Genomic DNA, 19,424 nt, shown 5'->3' with positions numbered 1-19,424 from the left:
CCAGAGTCATCGCCTTGTTGGGGATGCCTCTGGACTCGTTGGTTGGCCGTTCAGACGGCCTGGCGGGAACGGCGGCGGGCCACTGCGCCGAGCAGGCCGAGACCGGCCAGCATCAAGGCGTAGCTCTCGGGTTCCGGCACCGCTGCGGTGTTCAGGGAGAAGGACAGGTTGTCGGCATAGCCGTCGTTGTCGCCACCACCCTGCCGCTCCATGTCGAGGACGAAGCGGACCCGGGCGGTGCCGCTCGGCAGCAGGCCCAAAGCCTCCTGGTAGAACAAGCCGGAGATTTCGTTCCGGTCGGCGGCGCTCAAGGGGCCGAGGGTGGCCGAGCCCAGTTCGTTACCGGCGGTATCCAGGAAGCTGGCCTGGAAAATGGCGTTGTCGCCTTGGGCCGCCCAGCCGCCGAGCCAGCCGGTCAGGCTGAAGCTGACCTGGCCGCTGGCGATGGCGCCGGTGAAGGCGCTCAGGTCGATGGTCTGGGTGCCGGCGGCGTAGCTCCAGCCGGAGCCGCCGACGAACAGGCTGTTGCCGCGATCCACCGGGCCGGGCTGGGTCGGCTGGACCCAGTTCGGACCGTAGGCCACGGAACTGAAGAGGGCGTTGTCGGCGATGGCGGACCAGCCGGTGGTGCCGTTTTCGGCATCGCCATTGACGAGCAGGTTGTTGCCATAGGAAGCCGCTTGGGCACCCAGGCTGAGGGAGGCGCAGAGCAGGGCTGCGGCGATCTTGGGGGAAAACTTCATGTTGGTATCCACAATTGTTTGAAATTTCAAGGCGCACCCGCACCTTGTCCGGGAGGACAGAGATGTGGGCGATGTATTTAGGTGGTGCCACCGAAGCGTGGCGTGGGGCGCAATTTAGCGCTCCCATATGACATGACGGACCGCAGCTTATGAGCCGAATGAACTAGTGCGGGGAGGGGGCGGAACGTGGAGTACCGTCGGAGAACGAGCCGCCGGTGGTCCATTCGGACGCATCGTCAGCAGCATGGCCGGCAAAGTGGCGCACGGTGCGCGTACCGACGGGTCGGTGCCGCGCAAGAAATAAACGCGAAATGCGCTCAGGCGAAGCTGGAAAAGCGAAGGGCGACGGTAAATCCCGTCGCCCTTCTGGCTGGCGTTGAGCCTTACTTCGTAGCGGGTTTGCCGGCTGCCTTGAGCTTGCGGAAAACCGGCCCCCAGCTCGGATGGCCGGCTTCGGCCGGGGTCAGGTTGAAGGCCGGGTCGGCGGCGAGGGCCTTGGCGAACTCATCGCGACACGGTTTGCTCCGTTGGCTGACGCAGTGCATGAAAGCCAGGTATTTGTGCGCTTTGGCCTGGTCGCCGGGGGCTTCAAGGCCGAGGGTGAGCGCCGCCTGCAGTTGTCGGGCGGAGGTTTTGTAGGTGCCGTTCTCGTAGCTGGCGATGCCGCTGGCCAGTTCCTGCTGTGCCTTGTCGAGCGGTACCGCCGGCGCGCTGCCGTCCCTGGTGTCCGCGCGGGATTCCTTCGCGGTCCGGGCGGCAGGCGTTTCGCTATCCTTGGTCGTCGGGGCGGAGCAAGCGGCACACAAAAATACCAGGGCAAGCAGGCTCAGGGCACTGCGCAGCGGGGAAGGGTGGAGGGGTGACATCGGCAATGGCTTCATTCGAATTTGTGTTTGATGCGAAGGTTGGCGTCGGCGGCCAGATCGATATTTCGGCGATGCGGCGCGAAGTCGGCATTGCGGATTTCGATGCGGTGCTTGCCCGGCGGCAGCAGCAGTTCGGTTAGTGGCGGCGTGACGCCGGCCATTTTGCCGTCGACATAGACTTCGCCCCACGGGGCGATTGCCAGCCGGATGCGCCCGTTGGCTTCAACCGGGGCGGTGGCGACCGGCGGGACGGCTTCGAGCGGCGCCGTGGCGGTAAGGGCTGCTGGTGCGCTGGCCGGGGGCGGCGTCGACGGTGCCTTGTCCGGGGTTTGTTGCGTCGTGTTCTCCGCTATGGCGGCGGCCAGTTGCGGCTGTTCCGTCGGCTGGCGGAGCAGCCAGCCGGCCAGCACGGCCAGCCCGAGCAGCGGCAGGCCGAAGCGCAGGACGCGTTGCGGCCAGGCTGACCGGGTGGTCTTCCCGGCTTTCAAGGTTTTCAGCGGTACGGTCGCATCGCCGGGCTGTGCCGGGCGGGTCGAGGTAGCGGCGGCCGGCTTCTTCTGGGCCATTTTGGCGAGGCGACGATACTTGCGCAGCGCGCTGGCCATCTCGGCCGCACTCTGGAAACGCTTGTCCGGGTCCTTGGCCAGAGCGCGTGCGACGATGCGGTCGAAACCCTGCGGCAGATTCGGGTGGTAGCTGGAGGGCAGCGGCGGGGCGCTGTTGAGTACCTGATAGAGGATCGCGTTCACATTGTCGCCGGCGAACGGTGGCCGCCCGGCCAGCATTTCGTAGAGCACGACGCCGAGCGAGAACACATCCGAGCGGCCGTCGGCCTTTTGCCCGGTGACCTGTTCCGGCGACATGTATTTCGGCGAACCGAAGGCCGTCCCGGAGACGGTCAGCGAACCGCTCGGGATCAGTGCCACGCCGAAGTCGGCGATCTTCACCGCGCCGTTGTCGAGAACCATGATGTTGGCCGGCTTGATGTCGCGATGCACGACCTCGTTGGCATGGGCGAAAGCCAGTCCGTCGGCGACCTCGGCGGCGATTTCGGCGCAGCGCTCGGCTGGCATGGTCAGGCCCGAATCGAGTATGTCGCGCAGCGTCTGGCCGTTGAGAAACTCCATGGCGATGTAGGCCAGGTCGTCGCTCCGCCCGACGTCGTGGATGGTCACGATGTTCGGATGATTGAGTCGGCCGGCCGACTTCGCTTCGAGGTAGAAACGCTGTTCGAAAGCCTCGGCCTCCTCGCGCGACAGGCCGTTGCAGGCCACCGTCTTGATCGCCACCGTGCGATCGATCAGCGGATCGTGCGCCCGGTAGACGGTGCCCATGGCACCCCGTCCGAGCGTTCCGGTGATTTTGAAGCGACCTAGTTGCGCAAGTGACATCGGGATAGAGGCGGGCGGGGCATGCAAGGACAATGCCGGATATTGGGTTGTTGGGTCGTAGCTGTCAAGAAAGGCGCTCACGATGTGCTATATTTTGCGCCACTTCCCTTCTCCCGCCGGCTTTCCGGTCGAACAGCTTGAATCGCCTCCATCATCGTCTTGAACTTGCCTGCCTGTCCGATACCGGTCGGGTCCGTACGCTCAACGAGGATGCCGTCGCCGTCGATGGCGAGCATGGCATTGCCGTGATTGCCGACGGGATGGGCGGCCACCGTGCCGGCGAGGTGGCCAGCCGCATGGCCCTCGACATCCTGATGGAGCGCTTGCCGGCCAAGATCAGCCAGTTTCGCGCCGGAGCACGGCAACCGATGCCGCTGCAGTTCGCCGAGCAGATCATCGCCGAGGCGAACCGGGCCGTTTACACCGCCGCCCGCCAGCAGACCGGCTGTGCCGGGATGGGTACGACGCTGGCCATGGTCCTTTTGCACGGCCGCAGCATGGCCTTGCTGCACGTCGGCGACTCGCGCATCTACCGCCTGCGCGACGGCCGGCTGCAACTGCTGACGCGTGACGATTCGCTGCTCCACGATCAGGTCGAACTCGGCGTGATCGCCATCGAGGATGCCCGTGAGTCGCACAACCGCCATCTGGTGACCCAGGCCCTCGGCATCGGCCCGAGCGTCTCGGTGCATCTGCAGGAAGAGCGGGTGAGCAGCGGCGATATTTTCCTGTTGTGCACCGACGGCCTGAGCGATCTGGTTGAAGAAGACGATATCGAGCTGATTGTCGATTCGCTGCAGACCAACCTGCCGCTGGCCGCCAGCCACCTGGTCCAGCTGGCCAACGACAATGGCGGCTACGACAATATTTCGCTGGCGCTGGTCCGTGTGCTCGATGGCCAGCCGGCGGTCGCCCGGCCCGGCTGGCTCGCCCGCCTGTTCGGCTGGCTGGCTTCCTAGACTGCGGAGAAACGATCTTGGCCAAACTGGTATTGAGTCTGAACGGCAACCTGCTGAACCAGTATTTTATCGACCAGACCACCCTCAGCATCGGGCGCGACAGCGGCAACGACATCGTCATCAACGATGCGCTGCTCAGCCGCGAACATGCCCGCATCGTCTGCTTCGGCGAGGATCACATCGTCGAGGATCTGGGCAGCAGCAACGGCAGTTCGGTCAATGGCTGTCCGCTGCAGCGGCAGATCCTGCATCACCGCGACGTCATCGAGCTCGGTGCCCACCGGTTGTGCTATCTGAACACGCGCAAGTCGGCCGAGGTCGATCTCGAACGCACGATGCTGATCAAGGCGCTGCCGCAGACCGGCCAGCCAGCGGCCCATGCGCCGGCCTTCGTCATCCCCGCCTTGCGCCCGGCCCGCGCCTTGTGGCCGGAAGGGCGGGTCAAGGTGCTGGCCGGGCAGGGGCGCCATGTGATCGGTGAATGTGTCGGCCTGGATCGCGTCGTCACCACCTTCGGGATTCCCGGGGAGCAGCTCGCCGTGATCAGCCGGCGACCGCTGGGTTATTTTCTGACGCACGTCGAAGGGGCTCGCTTTCCCCGCGTCAATCAACGGGCGATCAATGGCGCGCCCTACGCCTTGAGTGACGGCGACCAGATCGAGGTCGCCGGTTACCGTCTGCACTTCCGTCTCGGCGGGCTTGCCGAACGCGTCTGAAGCCGGGTTTCCCGGTTCGTCAGCGGGGCTCCGGCGAAGTCAATTCAGCCGAAAGACGAGCGGGATGCGGACTGAAGCTTCGATCAACTGATCGCCCCGACGTGCCGGCACAAAGCGCCAGGTTCGAACCGCTTCCATGGCCGCCCGGTCAAGGGCTTCATCGCCGGCGCTGACCGCCAGTTTGACGTCGCGCGCCTCTCCCGCTAGTCCAACCCGCGCTTCGACAATCGTCGTGCCCTCGCTTCCCCGACGGCGAGCCGAGGGCGGATAGGCCGGTGGCTGATTGGCCAGGTAGGCCGCGTCAAACCGGGGCAGTTCCAGAGGGGCGGGTGCCGCCGAGGCGACGGCGCCTGCCGGCAAGGGGCCGTCAAGGACCGGAACATCCGCCCCGGAACTGGTGGGCAAGGCCGCTGCCGACGGCCCGGCGCTTGTCAGGCGTGGCGCGGCATTGGCCATTCGCCGGCTGTTCTGCTCCGACATGTCTGGCTGCCGCTCCCGGACGACAGGACGGGAAGGCGACGCCGGCATAGCCGCCTGGTTCGGCGCAGTTCCCAAGCTGGCTGTCAGGACGGGCAAAGTGCGGACGGCTTGCTCCGGAGCGTGCACGGCCACCGCCATCCCCAAGTGAAGGGCGGCGGAGGCACATAGGGCAAGGCGTAGCGTGGATGCCATCAAAACAGGTAGGACAGGGTCAGGCGCAGGCTGCGCGGCTCCGTGGGGTGCACGTGACGGTCGGAAGCGGGGGCTGTTTCACCGGGCAACTGCGAGTCGTACCAGTACTCGATGTCGCTCACCTTGCGGTCAAACAGGTTATAGACGTCCACAGCCAGCCTGGTCTGCCGGTCGAACTTGTAGCCCAGGCGCAGGTTGGCCAGGGTAGAAGCAGAGGAACGTACCGAGTTGTTCTCGATCAGCGGGCGCGGACCAAAGTAGCGCAAGCGCAGCGCCCCGTACCACGGGCCGATGTCATCGACGGTCATGCCCAGATTGGCGGTGGTGGTGACGGCGCCGGGAATATGGTCGCCGGTCGCATCGAAATCACGGAAGCGGGCCTGCGACCAGGAAAAATCGGCATCGATGGCCAGCCAGGCGGTCGGTGTGTAGAGATTGGTCCATTCCAGCCCCCGGCGGCGGGACGGCCGGGAGGGCTCGGTCGTTCCGGCATCGCCGACGAACAGCAGTTCGGACGCGGCGTCGAGTTGCCACAAGGAGAGCGTCGTCTGCCAGCCGGCCAGCGGCTCGCTGCGAATGCCGACTTCGTGGCCCTTGGTGCGAACCAGCGGCTTGACCCGATCGGCCGGTGTCACGCCATCGGCCGGGTCGACCTGGATGGTGGTGCCGCGAGCGTCGTTGGAGTGAAAGCCATGACCGTAGCTGAGGTAGAGCTCGCTGTTGCGCCATGGCCCGAAAATCAGGGAAAACTTCGGGGTCAGCATCTGGTCGCTGGCTTTGCCCGAATTGGCAGCCAGATTGGAGTTGACCTTGAAGTTGGCCGTGTCGCCCCGCAGCCCGCCAATGGAACGCAGCCAGGGCAGCCAGCGGATCTCGTTCTGGGCCCACAGGGCAAGGCTGGTCTGGCTGATGTCGTCTTCCCGCACGGTACTCAGGACGTTCCTTGACTGGGTGGCGTAGAGGGCGACCGGATTCAAACGGTCATGTCGCCCCTGAATTCCGAACGAATTTTCTACATCGAGGCCGCCCCAGCGGCTGAAGATGGCGTGGGATGCGGCGAAGCCGGCGGCTTGACGGCGCTCCGACTGCTTGAACTGGTCACCCGTGGCGCAACTGCCGGTAGCCGCGATGTCATTCAGGCAATACTGAAAGTTGGACCACAGGTCGAGGCCGGACCTCAGCCACCAGACGTTGGCCTTGCTCTGGCTGTCCTGGCCGCGCGTCGCCCATTCGCCAGACATGCTGTAGCGATAGGTTTCACCGCCCGTCGTCGGGTCCAGGCTGCCGAAACGATTGACCAGGCCGCTGTCGATCGCCCGTTGCGCGACTTGGTCGGTCGATGTCCAGGTGCCGCGATAGGCCATGCCGGTCACCGAGAAGCCATCGTTGCGACTGCCCTGGCTATAACTCAGGACGCCGTTGAGCTTGCGGTAATTCTCGTGGACTTCCCAGGGGCCGTCGTTGTGGAACCACTCGAGGGCATAGAGCAGATTGCCGTTGCCGATGGTCGGCGACCCGGCCAGCAGACTGCGGGCATAGCCGTGCTGGCCGACAGTAATCTGCCCCAGCGTGCCGTCGAGCTTGCGGACATAGTCGATATGGGCCGTCCCGGCTGACGAAAAGTCGCCCTCTTCGGCGTAATAGGGGCCCTTGCGGAAGCGCATCCGGTCGACGAGTTCGGGGATCAGGAAATTCAGGTCGGTATAGCCTTGGCCATGGGCATGACTGGGCATATTGACCGGCATGCCGCCGACGGAGGTGGCGAAGTCGGTGCCGTGGTCGAGGTTGAAGCCGCGCAGGAAATACTGGTTGGCCTTGCCGTCCCCGGCGTGCTGGGTAACGATCAGGCCGGGCACCATTTCGAGCACCTCGCCCGGTCGCAGTATCGGAACGGCTTGCAGGCGCTGGCTGGAGACCACGCCTTCGCTGCCGGCCGCCGCCTCGCCCAGCAGATTCTCGCTGCTGGCGCGCACCTCCACTGGCGACAGGAGTTTGGCTTCGTCCGCCCAGGCGCAGAGGCAGAGCGACGCGGTGTATGAAATGAAAAAAAATCGTCTTAATCGCATCGTTAAAAAAAACCGGTTGTCCGGCCCTCCTGGTTCGTCTGAATTTTCAATTCAATCTGGTGCAACCGCCACCGGATTGAATCCAACAACTAGTTCGTCATCCGCCATACCGGACAACTTGGCTGTGATTTCCTTCATCTCGTCGCTCCGCCCAGCTCGTGCAAGGCCTGTGCCGCTTCCGGGCGGGCCGGCTGGGCCTGCTGCAGATCATGCAGCAGGGCGCGGGCAGCGGCGACATCGACGCGACTCAGGGCGCCGGCCATGCGCAGCAGCGGATCGTAGGCGGGACGGAAGTCGGGGCTGGTGCGCAGGATGGCAAGCAGCGGTTCGCGCACCTGCCCCAGCATGCGCCGCACATCCGCCATCGGCTGGACATTGCGACCCGCTTCGATGAAGCGATTGCGGGCGGCCCAGTAGGCCGCCAGGCGGGTGGTCTCGGCGGATTCGCGAGGCGCGGCGAGGAGTTCGTCGGGGCTGATCTCGAGTTCGTGCAGCAAGGCGATCAGCCGATCGCGGGGCAGCGAGTCGGGCGCATAGGTGAGGCGGGGGGCGCGATAGGCAACGACCGGATGGTCGTCGGTATTGAGCGGGGCGTTGCCGGCAAAGCGGGTGAGGCTGCCCGGGCCGGCGATGAAGCTGCCGAGCAGCGCCAGCTCGTCGTTGATCCCGAAAGCCAGTGGATTGAGCGACGTCGCCGTAGCGGCCAGCCGTTGGCGAACCTCGGTCAGATCGATCGGCGCGCCATCCTGGCGGGCGACCAGTCCGATAACCGGGGTTTCCAGGCTGTTGGTGGCCAGTATCGCCCAGCTGTTCGGATAAACGCTCTGGAAGGCGCGAACGATGCTGCGCAGTGTGTCGAGGTCGAGTTGATGCAGGGGCAGCCACTGGCAGAACAGCCCCCCGGGCGCCAGCCGGTCGTGAACGGCGCGGAAATGTTCGACGGTATAAAGCGATCCGGAGCCGCTGCGCGCCGGATGGAAGTTGTCCGAGACGATCAGGTCGTAGCTGGCGCGGCTGGTGCGGACGAAACGCCGGGCGTCCGCAGTCATCAAGTGCAGGCGGGCCGGATCGCCATCGATCATGCGGGTGAAGTGGGCCGAGGCGTCGATGACCTCGGGCAACAGTTCCACCGCATCGACCTCAAGCTGAGGGTCGCCGGTGGCCGAGTAGGCGGTGATGCCGGTACCCAGTCCGAGAAAGAGGGCGCGCCGGGGCGCCGGGTGAAGGAGCAGCGGCAGTATGGCCTGGCGGGCATCGGCGAGCCGGGTGGCGCTACTGCCCTCCTGTTGCCGGTTGTTGATGTGCAGGCGATCGACGCCGTTGGCGTCCTCGACGATGCTCACCGTTGCCAGCGGTCCCTCGACATGACTGAGCAGTCGGCCGCCTTCGGGAATGTCGATGATCGCCAGGGAAGGCGCCAGCACGGCCAGGGTCAGCGCTGCGCCGGCGGTCGGCCAATGCGATGGCGCGGCCCAGGCGCGCCGAGTCGACAGGGCAAGATAGCCGGCAACGACGAGCAGGAGCACGAATTTTGGTCCAAGCGGCAGCAGCAGGACGCCGAACAGCGGGGGGGCGATGGCGGCGCCCAGCGTATTGACGCCAAGGGCGCGGGCAAAACTGATGCCGGCAGCCCTTGCCGCGGTGCCGAGATGGCTGAAGAGGGCGCCCATCGCGATGGTCGGGAGCAGGAAGGCCGCAATCGCCAGCATGGTTTCGGCGGCCAGGGCGGCCGCCATGCCGTTGCCCAGAATGTTCAGGGCAGCGGCCTTCAATGTTTCGGCGGCGGCCAGGCTCAGGATGCCTAGCAGGCAGGCTGCTGCCAGCCCGCGCAGCAAGCGGTCGCGTAAGCGGTCCATGCCGATTGCCTGGCAGCGCGGCAACCAGCGGTCATAGGCGGCGGCGCCAAGCGCCGTGCCAACCAGATACACCGCCAGCAGAATGGCGAAGGTGTAAACGGTATTTTCCGCGACCTGGCTGAGCACCCGGACGACCAGTACCTCGTAGCCAATGCCGAGCAGGCCGGTGGCGGCGAGCCAGAGCAAGGCCCCGCTTGCTTTCGCCGTCTGGGTTGCCGGGGCGCGGCAGTCGGGTTCGGCAAAAAGCTTCATCGCCAGTACGGCGCAAAGCAGATTGAGCAAGGCGCAAAAGCCCGCGGTGATGATCAGGCCGACGGCCGGGATTAGCCAGAAGGCAGCACCGAGTACGCCGAGCACCGCGCCCAAGGTGTTGCCGGCGTAGAGCGCCGCGATCGGCGTGCCTTGCCCGGCCATCCTGGCCAAGACCCGCTCCATGGCTGGCAGCGTCGCGCCCATCGGTGCGGTGGCCGGCAACAGGAGCAGGAAGGTGCCGAAGAAAGCCACCGCCCAGTGCCAGGCCGGCGATGGTTGGGCGCCGATCAGATCGAGAAGTGATCCGCTGATCGGCCCCAGCAGGAAGACCAGCGCCAGGCTCCACAGGCCGATGGCCGCTTCGCAGCCGGCATACCAGCGCGCTGGCCGGGCACTGCCCTCGATACGCGGGCCAAGCAGCAAGGCGCCGAGGGCCAGGCCGCCGAAAAAAGCAGCGACGACGGCCAGCACGGCCGCCGATTCGTGGCCCAGCCATAGCGCACTTTGCTGTGTCCAGACGATCTGGTAGCCGAGCGCGGCGCCGCCGGACGCCACCATGAGGACGAGCGCCAGACCTCGGCGGCTGCCCGGCTGGGCGGCCGCAAGGGGCGCCGCGGCGGTTGGCGCGGCGGCCGGGGCAGCTTGGGCTTCAGCCACTAAACGAAACCTTGTAGCCCCAGGAATCGAGATGGGTCGGAATCGCGTTGAATGGCATGGTCATGCGCCGGCCGCCCTGGTTGGCGGGAACGGCATGCATCAGAAAGCTCGGGAACATCACCAGATCGCCGGGGTCCGGCTGGGGACTGATCCATTTTTCGGCGTTGTAGGGGCCGACGGCAATGCCGGCGTGATCGTTCTTGAAGGAAAAGTCGACGCCACCCGGCGACTTCATGAACACCGTCCGCGAGTCGGGGTGGGTCGGCGTCAGGTACACAACGCCCGAGATGAAGCTGTTGGCGTGGTTATGCATGGCCTGGCGGCCGCCATTGTCCATGACATTGACCCACATTTCCTTCAGTGACCACCCCAGGCGCTCGCCGAACAGTACGGCGCCGAACTCGCTCAACTGGGGGGAGATCAGCATGGCGGCCTCGACCAGCAGCGGGCTGTCGCCTGGTTGCAGCATTGCCGTGTGGGTCAGGTTGGTGGAAGAGTTGTTCTCCTGATCGGCCACCGTGCTGAAATGTTTGATCAATCCGGCGAGCAGCTCAGGGCCGAGCAGGCCAGGTACCCGCATGATGGGCGTGGGAAAAATTCCGATGATTTCGTGCATGGCGAAGGTGGCTTGGGAAAAGGGTTCTGAGGGGGACGGACCCCAAGAATTCTTTATTTTATGCACGGCGATGTGACATCCCGATGACTGCCAAAGCGCAACTTGATTGTGTATTGAGTCGTCACAAAATTTTCACGGTGACTCCTTAGACTGCCTCGCATCGACAAATTGTGGCGCTACTCGCCGGGTCCGCTAAACCGGCTGCGTCGGATCATAAAGGGTGAATCCAATGAGCATTTTGAATTACCGGCGCGACTTCCTCCGCGCCAGTCTGGCGATGTGCGCTTCTGTTGCCGTACCTTCAGCGCGGGCCTGCGAGTTTTTTACCTCCACCTTACGCATTACCCATCCATGGACCCGGGCTTCGGCGCCGGGGGCTACGTCCGCCTTGCTGTGCATGAAGATCGACCAGGTGATTGAAGCCGACCGTTTGATCGGAGTCGAAACGCCGGTGGCGAATGGTGTGGAACTGGTTATCGACGGTGCTGTATCCCGCCTGAATCTGCCCATCCCCAAGGGGCGGGAAATCAACCTCGGTGAGGCCGGCGTGATCGTTCGGCTGGTGGATCTTAATCATCCCTTGCTGATTGCCCGGACCTACCCCCTCGCGCTTGTTTTCGAGAAAAGCGGCAAGGTGGATGCCGAGTTGAATGTCGATTACATGGACCAGGCACCTCCTGTCCGAGGGTGAAAAAATCCGACGGGTAGTCCGAAAGGCCTAGCTGCCTATCGTCATGGTGTCATTTGGCTTTCATAAGATGAACGTGGGGGAATGCCGCCCACGATGCAAACGAACCTCGACAACTGCACACAGATAATAGGAGCATGTTCAATGAACTGCAGATTTAGCAAGAAACCGCTGGTCCTGGCTGTCGCCACGGTCCTTGGCGGTCTCACCATGATTGCGGCGCCGCAAGTCGCCTTTGCCGCCAAGGCAGCCGGTACTTATGCAACCGGCGACTTCCACAACCACACGACCTGTTCTGACGGTTCGATCTCGATGCAGAAACTGGTCAAGAAAGTGACCGACAAGGTTGATACGCCGTGGGGTCTGGACTGGTTTGTCCAAGCCGGCCACGGCGGCACCGGCAACCGCAACTGTACGCTGGTGGAAGACGACACCCTGAGCACCGATGCCTATCCGTTTGTCTCGGGTACCGGCCCGACCACCACCTGGACCGCCAGCATCGGCGCTGGCGCAATCAAGGGCAACAACGGGGCGAGCAGCGGCAATATGTGGCGTTGGCAATCCATCCAGGAGTTTCAATATCCGTTGATCGAGTACCTGGCCACCGTCAAGAACCTGCCGTTGTTCATCGGTATGGAATCGGTCGTTGCCGGTCACGAGCACACCTCGATGTCGGTAATCACCGGCCAGATGCCGGATGCGCTGGATTTTGCCTCGATGCCCACCACGCCGGGCGGCCAGACCTTCGCCTCGGCAGTGGGTAACGCGACCGCCCTGGCTCAGTGGTCTTACTGCTTTGACCGCGGCGATACCGACACCAGCCGTGGCGCCGGCAACAACTGGAACTGCTCGGTCACCGGCAGTGCCAACGCCAGCGATGCCAACTGGAATGCCACCGCGCAGAAGCTGACGGGCAACAACGGCAACGCCGGTCACATGAAAACGGTTGAAGCGCTGAAATGGATGAAGGAATTCCATCCGAACGCCAGCTATTACGTGCCGGCTCACCTTGAGCGCGCCGGCCCGTTCAACCCGAATGGCTCCAATGGTTTCAACATTGAGCACCTGCGCAATTTCAATAACGCGGCTCCGAAGACCGCCTTTGGCTTCGAGACTCAGCCAGGCCACGGCGCGTCGGCGAATCGCGGCGAATATCAGGTCAATCGCAACACCTTCGATGGCGTCAAAGTGGACTCCGTCGGCGGCACGACCTACGGCGGTACCGGCGTCTACGGCGCCCAGGTTGGCGGGGTGTGGGATGCGCTGCTCGGCGAAGGTCGCAACTGGTGGTTCTTCGCCAGCTCCGACTGGCATAACCGCGGCAGCTTTGGTCCGGACGACCGTCGCTCGACCCAGGACTTCTATCCGGGCGAATACCAGCGTACGGCGGTCATGGTCCGTCATGGTGCCGACAAGCTGCGTCCGCAGACCATTGTCGATGGCCTGCGGACCGGCAATGCCTACTCGGCCAGCGGCCAGTTGATCGACCGCATGGCTTTCGTTGCCTGTGCCTCTTACCCCGGCGTTGGCAACCGTACCAACTCCGCGGTTGAAACGCTGGCCAAGGATGCAGTGCTGGACAACACCGACATCGACGTGGCCGGCTGCGCGACGATGGGCGAGAAGCTCAAGGTCCGTCCGGGTGCCGAAATCGTTGTCGCCATCGTCGTTCGCGATCCGGACGGTAGCAACTATTCGCCCTACACCTTCAGCAACCCCTCGCTGAAGCAAATCGGTATCGATCAGCCGCTGAACAAGCCGGTCCTCGATCACGTCGATGTCATCCGTGGCCTGGTCACGGGTTACAAGACGCCCGGTGCGGCCGACTATTCGGGTGAATGGCCGCGTAACACCAACTGGCTGAAAACCGATGGCACGACGGCCGATTTGTCGGCTGTGCCGGCCGCGGCGAAGAATCTTTCGGCAGCGATCATGAAGACTTTCGACAAGGGTGCCTGGGCAACGGTCCAGGGCCATCCCGAGTACAAGTCGATGGTCTTCCGTATTCCGGCCGTGCAGGCTTCGCAGTACATCCGTCTGCGCGGCACCAACCTGCCGGCTGCCGTGCCTTTCGAGACCGATGCCAGCGGCAATCCGCTGTCTGACCTTTACACCAATGCCGGCGACCGGAGCAAGCTGAGCATTCCCTGCACCGCGGTGCATAGCACCGGCAACCAGTTCGACGGTTGCCCGGATCACCTGGTCACGGCCACGACCGGCTCGCCCATCGCCGGCCAGAAGGCTGTGTCGTACGACGTGGCCGCCTGGTCCGACCTGTGGTTCTACAGCAACCCGATCTACGTCGAGGTTACTGGCAAGACCGTGGTCGCCGGCGTCAAGTAAGGCATTTGCGCAAGTACTCCCGGGACGCCGCACGGCGTCCCAATTGGAATACCTCTTGATTTAGGAGTAACAACATGAAGTTGAATTTGATCTCGGCCCTGGTTGCCGGTCTTTTTGTCGCCGCCCCGGCCTTTTCGGCCAACAACAGCATCACGCTCGATTTCGAAGGTCCGGCAAGCTTTGATTCGATTGGCGATTATTACAGCGGTCTGGGTGTTAACTTTGGTCTTGACGCCCTGGCGTTCCAGCAGGCCGATATGGTCGACTTTTCCAATCTGCCGTCGGGCACTGGCGTGATGTCTGCCGTCGGGGCCGATGCCGCTCTTAATTTTGCTGCCGGTTTCTCCAGCGCATCGTTCTATTACTCTTCGAGCGAAGCCGCGACGGTTGGCGTTTATTCCGGCCTGAATGGCACCGGTACGCTGCTCGGCAGTTTCATCCTGTCGAACAACGCTACTCTCGGTTGTTCCAACTCGGCTTTCTGTAACTGGACCCAGTCTTCCCTGGCCTTCAACGGAGTTGCCCATTCGATCGCCTTCGGCGAGGCCACCTACGTTGCCGGTTTCGATAACGTGACCGTCGCCGCCGTGCCGGAACCCAGCGAAGCGCTGATGCTGGCCCTTGGTCTTGGTCTGGTTTCCCAGGTCGTGCGGCGTGTTCGTCGCGAGAAAGCCAGCGTCTGAGCGTAATGCCCTGACGTTTGCGTTTGCGGACGCCGCGTCATTGTGCGCGGCGTCCTCTTTTCATTGTCACTTATTACCATCGTTTTTGCCGGACCCCGAGATACCCGATGAACCACACCTTGAGCAAGCCTTTGCCGACATCCGCCCGTGAAGAATATGCACCCACCGCCCGCCAGCATGGATTGACGCGTTGGTTGCGCGAACCCTTGCTGCATTTTCTCCTGCTCGGGGCGCTGCTCTTCGCAGTAGACCACGTCGTCAATGGCCGGGTGGACGATCCGCACACGATCCGTGTCGATGCCAGTGTCGATGAGCAGGCCATTCAGGTGTTCAAGGCGGCGCGCGGCCGGGAGCCGAACGAAGAAGAACTTTACGCCTTGCGCAAGGTCTGGCTGGACAACGAGGTCCTCTACCGCGAAGGTCTGGCGCTTGGCGTGGACAAGGGTGATCCGGCCATCCGTGAACGGGTGATCTTCAAGGCCTTGAGCGTTGTCGATTCCAACGTCAAATTGCCGCCTTTCGATGACAACCTGCTGCGCGAGTGGTTCGAGAAACATCGCGCCAAGTACGATGAGCCGGCCCGCTTCGATTTGCAGGAGGCGGTGCTGGTCGGAGACAGATCGGAAGCCGCCGTGCGCGCTTTCGTTGAAACCCTGCGCAAGGGCACGGCCGGCGAGTTGAATGCTGGCCTGCGGGTTTTCAAGGGGCGGCCCCGCTCGAATATCGTTCAGAGCTATGGCGACGAATTCGCCAAGGCGCTCGAGCAGTCGTCATCCCGCGAGTGGGTTGCGCTGCCGACGCGCGATGGCTGGCGAGCCGTCCAACTGGTCTCCATTTCCCAGCCCCGGCCGGCGAACTTTGAAGCGCTGCGTAACGTGGTCATGCAGGACTGGACCGATGCCACGATGGCTGAGCAGCGCACGGCGGCCGTGCGCGGGCTTGCCAGGAAGTACATCGTCAAGCTTGAACCGGTGGCGAAATGAATCTCTGGCGTCGGGTTTTCTTCCTGATTACGCTGGCCATCGCGTCGAGCGCCGCAGTCGCGCATGAAATGACGATGGCCGAGATGGAACTGCGCCAGTTGTCGCGCACCGAGTTCCAGTGGCAATGGACGGCGAGCGGCAACCGCCCGGCCGGCGAGGAAATGACGCCGGTCTGGCCGGAAGGCTGCAGCGAGGAGCGCGAGAACAATCTGGTGCGCTGCAGCGAAGCCGCGCTGGGCGGCAAGATGAGCATCAAGGGCATCGGCAAGAGCTATTCGGCGGCGATGATCAAGTTCTACTGGCTGGACGGCCAGTCGCGGGCTTACACCGTTTCCGGCAGCCAGCCGAATCTTCGCCTTTACGCTGCGGCGGACGACGATGCACGGGGCGGTCCCTGGACCTATCTGCACCTCGGTATCGAACATATCCTGCTCGGCGTCGATCACCTGTTGTTCGTCCTTGGGCTGCTGCTGATTGTTGGCCGGCGCTGGATGCTGGTGAAGACCATCAGCGCTTTCACCGTGGCACACAGCATCACCCTCGGTGCGGCCACCTTCGGCATTGCGCACGTTGCTCCCTTGCCGCTCAATGCCTCGATCGCACTATCGATTCTCTTCCTGGGTCCGGAGATCGTGCGCTGCTGGCGCGGCGAGACGAGTTTCACGATCCGGCACCCCTGGGTCGTCGCCTTCGCTTTCGGCTTGTTGCATGGCTTCGGCTTTGCCAGCGGGTTGGCTCAGCTCGGTCTGCCCAGCGAAGAAATTCCGCTGGCCTTGCTGCTCTTCAACGTCGGCGTCGAAATCGGCCAGCTTGGTTTCGTCATTGGCATCCTGATGCTGGCGCGCGCCTTCCGCTTGACCGAAATGCACTGGCCGAAACTGATGGAGCGCTTGCCCGGCTATGTCGTCGGGACGCTGGGCGCCTTCTGGACCATCCAGCGGGTGGGCATGTTGCTGCGGAGTGTTATATGAGATCCGGCATGAAGCATTGGCAAGAACATTCAGCACTGCTCGTCGCGCTGCTGTTGCTCGGCCCGGCGAGCGCGCTGGCGCATCAGGATACGGGCCAGGCGGCCGGCTTTGTTACCGGTCTGCTGCACCCGGTTTCCGGGCTCGACCACGTGCTGGCGATGGTTGCCGTGGGACTCTGGGGCGCCGTGCTCGAAGCACCGGCGATCTGGGTCCTGCCGGTTGCCTTCCCGGTCGTGATGGCCTTTGGCGGCCTGTTGGGCCTGCTCGGTGTACCGCTTCCCGGCGGCGAGATCGGCATCGCGCTTTCAGCCGTCGTGCTCGGAGCAGCGGTACTTGCCGAACTGCGTCCGCCGCTCTGGGTGGCGACCATCATCGTCGCATTTTTCGCCATTTTCCATGGTCACGCGCATGGTCGCGAGTTGCCCGACGGGACCAGCGCACAGCTCTACAGCCTGGGTTTCGTCATGGCCACCGGTCTGCTGCACGCGGTCGGCATTATGTTTGGCCTGGCGCATCGCTGGTCAGCCGGGCGTCAGGCCGTGCGCGCAGCGGGCGGCGGCGTCGCGCTGGCCGGGCTGTTCTTCCTGTGGAGGGCGGTCGCATGAGGCGCGTCGTTGGCCGAATCGTTTTAGCGCTGGCGGGGGTCGCGGTGGCCTTGCCGGTCAATGCTCACCTCGTCGAGACTGGCTTTGGCGAGTTTTATGATGGCATCGCCCATGTTGCGGTAACCCCCTCCGACCTGCTGGTCGTCGTCGCCTTGGCCTTGCTGGCCGGTCAGCGGGGCATTGTCGCGGCGCGTTATGCCGTGTTCGCCCTGCCCATCGCCTGGTTCGTTGGCGGTTTTATCGGTGCGCGTTGGCCGGCGCTGGCGGCGATGCCTTTGCTCACCACGCTGACCTTCGGTGTGGCCGGCGCCTTGGTCGCCCTCAACTTCAAGCTGCGGCAGCTTGGCGTTGCCGCGCTGGCGATCGGTGCCGGCGTGGTGCACGGCCTGGTCAATGGCGCGACCATGGCGCCCGCCGGGGCCAGCAGCCTGGCCCTGGGCGGCGTGGTCAGCGCCATATTCTGCGTGACGGCGATACTCTCGGCCGAAGTCTGTGCCTTGCCCAAGGGCTGGCCGCAAATCGTCGTTCGCGTCGCCGGCAGCTGGATCGCCGCCGCAGGTCTGCTGATGATCGGCTGGCTTTCGGTGTCCTGAGGCGGCTGCCCGGGCCGTAAGGTTCGAGTTTGCCGAGAGCGAGCGGCAAATGCCGTTGACCCGGCGCCCGGATGCTCACGATAATCGGCGGATGCCTGATACCCACTTACCCAATCGTCGTTCCAGCGCTGAGCAAAGCCGGCTGGAAGCGGTGCTGCGCGAGATGTTCGAGCACCGCATCTGTTTCAACGAAGTCCTTGGCCTGCAGGTCGCTTCTTTCGAGCCGGCCGCGCCGGCGCTCAGTTTTGCCATGCGTCCGGAGTTGATCGGCCATTATCTGCATGGCCGTCTGCATGGCGGGGTGATCGCCGCCTGTCTCGATACGGTGGCCGGCTTTGCCGTTACCGTCGCCATCGCCGAGAAATTCAACAGCGAAACGGCCGATCAGGTCGCCCAGCGCTTCGGCCGCCTCGGCACCATCGACCTCCGCACCGATTATCTGCGCCAGGGCATCGGCAAAAAATTCACGGCCACCGGCTGGCTTACCCGCCTCGGTGGCCGTATCGCCTCGGTGCAGATGAAGCTGGAAAACGAAACCGGCTTGCTGATCGCCACCGGCAGCGCTTCCTACGTCATCAGCTGAATCCCGCCGGGGCGGGCCGCTTAGAGAATCGGCAGGCCCTGCTGCTCGCCACGCTCGTAGACGACGTTGGCGCGGCCGACGATCAATGGGTCGAGGTTGCCGATCCGGTTGGTGTCCTTGTTGGTGTACGGCAGCTTGTGCAGCACGTAGCGCATGGCATTGAGCCGCGCCCGTTTCTTGCAGTTCGACTTGATCACCGTCCACGGCGCATCGGCCGTATCGGTGTGGAAGAACATCGCTTCCTTGGCCTTGGTGTAGTCGTCCCACTTGTCGAGCGAGGCCATGTCGATCGGCGACAGCTTCCACTGCTTGAGCGGATGGACCTTGCGCTCGCCGAAACGCCGGCGTTGCTCTTCCTGGCTGACCGAGAACCAGAACTTGATCAGGTGGGTACCATTGCGCGCCAGCATGCGCTCGAATTCCGGCGCCTGGCGGACGAATTCGGCGTATTCGGCTTCCGAGCAGAAGCCCATGACCCGTTCGACGCCGGCCCGGTTGTACCAGGAACGATCGAACAGCACGATTTCGCCGCTGGTCGGCAGATGCTCGACATAGCGCTGGAAGTACCATTGGCCGCGTTCGATATCGCTTGGTTTTTCCAGCGCGACGACGCGGGCGCCGCGCGGGTTCAGGTGTTCCATGAAGCGCTTGATGGTGCCGCCCTTGCCGGCCGCGTCGCGGCCTTCGAAGAGGATCACCACCTTCTGGCCGGTTTCCTTGACCCAGGCCTGCAGCTTGAGCAGCTCGACCTGCAGGCGGTATTTCTGCCGCTCGTAATTGCGGCGCTGCATCAGGTTCTTGTACGGGTAGCCGCCGTCGCGCCAGTCCTTGACCAGCTCCTCATCCGGGCTGGCGGGCAGGTGATCGGCGACGACACCCTGCTGTTTGAGCAGGTCGCGCAGTAAAGCCACCGACTCCTTGGTCGGCATGCCGGCGATCACGTCGCGCATGGCGCCCAGTTTCGTCTCTTCGGCACCGGCCACTGCGCCATTCACGGAAAATTCTTCAATGCCGCTGGCGCTCGAGGTCGGGGCGATATCGCCGCGGGCGACGGCGCGCTGACGGGATGCCGGCTTTTTCGCGGCGGCGGCCGGCGGGGTAGTCGTTGTTTTTTTCCTGGTAACCATGCCTTCTCTCCATCCTCGGGTGCGAAGGTTTCATTTCACGGCAAAGGTGCAGCC

Annotated in this window: 18 protein-coding genes; 10 read left to right on the top strand and 8 right to left on the bottom strand. The window is 63.9% G+C overall.

The window, feature by feature from the left end; genetic code table 11:
* Positions 1–50: 50 nt before the first annotated feature.
* From KI611_RS19685 to KI611_RS19675, 3 genes are all read right to left on the bottom strand, one after another.
* A complete protein-coding gene (locus tag KI611_RS19685; protein WP_226417344.1) occupies positions 51–743 on the bottom strand; it encodes a PEP-CTERM sorting domain-containing protein in 693 nt (230 codons plus the stop codon).
* Positions 744–1,126: 383 nt separating this feature from the next.
* Positions 1,127–1,609: a TssQ family T6SS-associated lipoprotein gene (locus KI611_RS19680; RefSeq protein WP_226417343.1), complete on the bottom strand. Its 483-nt coding sequence runs from the start codon at positions 1,607–1,609 to the stop codon at positions 1,127–1,129.
* A gap of 11 nt (positions 1,610–1,620) precedes the next feature.
* On the bottom strand, positions 1,621–3,000 hold the full coding sequence (locus KI611_RS19675; protein ID WP_226417342.1) for a serine/threonine-protein kinase: 1,380 nt from the start codon (positions 2,998–3,000) through the stop codon (positions 1,621–1,623).
* A gap of 137 nt (positions 3,001–3,137) precedes the next feature.
* Between KI611_RS19675 and KI611_RS19670 the strand changes: the two genes are divergently transcribed.
* Complete coding sequence (locus tag KI611_RS19670) at positions 3,138–3,959, top strand: PP2C family protein-serine/threonine phosphatase (protein ID WP_226417341.1); 822 nt, start codon at positions 3,138–3,140, stop codon at positions 3,957–3,959.
* Positions 3,960–3,976: 17 nt separating this feature from the next.
* Positions 3,977–4,675 carry an FHA domain-containing protein gene (locus KI611_RS19665; RefSeq protein ID WP_226417340.1) on the top strand — a complete coding sequence of 233 codons (699 nt, stop codon included), beginning with the start codon at positions 3,977–3,979 and terminating at the stop codon, positions 4,673–4,675.
* Positions 4,676–4,714: 39 nt separating this feature from the next.
* Here KI611_RS19665 and KI611_RS19660 read toward each other — a convergent pair whose 3' ends face one another.
* The 4 genes from KI611_RS19660 to KI611_RS19645 all read right to left on the bottom strand — a co-directional run bounded on the left by KI611_RS19660 (position 4,715) and on the right by KI611_RS19645 (position 10,794).
* Positions 4,715–5,155 carry an energy transducer TonB gene (locus KI611_RS19660; RefSeq protein ID WP_226417339.1) on the bottom strand — a complete coding sequence of 147 codons (441 nt, stop codon included), beginning with the start codon at positions 5,153–5,155 and terminating at the stop codon, positions 4,715–4,717.
* A 191-nt stretch (positions 5,156–5,346) separates the two neighbouring features.
* Complete coding sequence (locus KI611_RS19655) at positions 5,347–7,320, bottom strand: TonB-dependent receptor (RefSeq protein WP_226417338.1); 1,974 nt, start codon at positions 7,318–7,320, stop codon at positions 5,347–5,349.
* 227 nt (positions 7,321–7,547) lie between these two features.
* Positions 7,548–10,178 carry a fused MFS/spermidine synthase gene (locus KI611_RS19650; RefSeq protein ID WP_226417337.1) on the bottom strand — a complete coding sequence of 877 codons (2,631 nt, stop codon included), beginning with the start codon at positions 10,176–10,178 and terminating at the stop codon, positions 7,548–7,550.
* The gene (locus KI611_RS19645) at positions 10,171–10,794 is read right to left on the bottom strand and encodes a putative 2OG-Fe(II) oxygenase (RefSeq protein ID WP_226417336.1); all 624 of its coding nucleotides are present in this window, start codon (positions 10,792–10,794) and stop codon (positions 10,171–10,173) included. Before KI611_RS19645 ends, KI611_RS19650 begins: the two co-directional genes overlap by 8 nt.
* 229 nt (positions 10,795–11,023) lie before the next feature.
* Here KI611_RS19645 and KI611_RS19640 point away from each other — a divergent pair, with 229 nt between their 5' ends.
* From KI611_RS19640 to KI611_RS19605, 8 genes are all read left to right on the top strand, one after another.
* Positions 11,024–11,485 carry a copper chaperone PCu(A)C gene (locus KI611_RS19640; protein WP_226417335.1) on the top strand — a complete coding sequence of 154 codons (462 nt, stop codon included), beginning with the start codon at positions 11,024–11,026 and terminating at the stop codon, positions 11,483–11,485.
* Between the two features lie 141 nt (positions 11,486–11,626).
* Positions 11,627–13,825: a hypothetical protein gene (locus KI611_RS19635; RefSeq protein ID WP_226417334.1), complete on the top strand. Its 2,199-nt coding sequence runs from the start codon at positions 11,627–11,629 to the stop codon at positions 13,823–13,825.
* Between the two features lie 74 nt (positions 13,826–13,899).
* Positions 13,900–14,508, top strand: coding sequence for a PEP-CTERM sorting domain-containing protein (locus tag KI611_RS19630; RefSeq protein WP_226417333.1), 609 nt, complete (start codon positions 13,900–13,902; stop codon positions 14,506–14,508).
* A 107-nt stretch (positions 14,509–14,615) separates the two neighbouring features.
* Positions 14,616–15,491, top strand: a complete 876-nt coding sequence (locus KI611_RS19625) for a peptidyl-prolyl cis-trans isomerase (protein WP_226417332.1) — start codon at positions 14,616–14,618, stop codon at positions 15,489–15,491.
* Positions 15,488–16,462, top strand: coding sequence for a HupE/UreJ family protein (locus tag KI611_RS19620; protein WP_226417331.1), 975 nt, complete (start codon positions 15,488–15,490; stop codon positions 16,460–16,462). The genes KI611_RS19625 and KI611_RS19620 overlap by 4 nt, the downstream gene beginning before the upstream one ends.
* An 8-nt stretch (positions 16,463–16,470) precedes the next feature.
* Positions 16,471–17,067 carry a HupE/UreJ family protein gene (locus tag KI611_RS19615; RefSeq protein ID WP_226417330.1) on the top strand — a complete coding sequence of 199 codons (597 nt, stop codon included), beginning with the start codon at positions 16,471–16,473 and terminating at the stop codon, positions 17,065–17,067.
* Positions 17,064–17,660 (top strand): HupE/UreJ family protein, encoded by a 597-nt coding sequence (locus KI611_RS19610; RefSeq protein ID WP_226417329.1) that lies wholly within the window; start codon positions 17,064–17,066, stop codon positions 17,658–17,660. Before KI611_RS19615 ends, KI611_RS19610 begins: the two co-directional genes overlap by 4 nt.
* A 91-nt stretch (positions 17,661–17,751) precedes the next feature.
* Complete coding sequence (locus KI611_RS19605; protein WP_226417328.1) at positions 17,752–18,243, top strand: thioesterase family protein; 492 nt, start codon at positions 17,752–17,754, stop codon at positions 18,241–18,243.
* 20 nt (positions 18,244–18,263) lie between these two features.
* Here KI611_RS19605 and ppk2 read toward each other — a convergent pair whose 3' ends face one another.
* Positions 18,264–19,370: a polyphosphate kinase 2 gene (gene ppk2 / locus KI611_RS19600; protein ID WP_226417327.1), complete on the bottom strand. Its 1,107-nt coding sequence runs from the start codon at positions 19,368–19,370 to the stop codon at positions 18,264–18,266.
* Positions 19,371–19,424 lie beyond the last annotated feature (54 nt).

The sequence above is a fragment of the Dechloromonas denitrificans genome (genome assembly GCF_020510685.1).
Lineage (GTDB): Bacteria > Pseudomonadota > Gammaproteobacteria > Burkholderiales > Rhodocyclaceae > Azonexus > Azonexus denitrificans_A.
The sequence above is the reverse complement of the archived record's forward strand: the minus strand, read 5'-3'. Positions and strand labels throughout refer to the sequence as shown.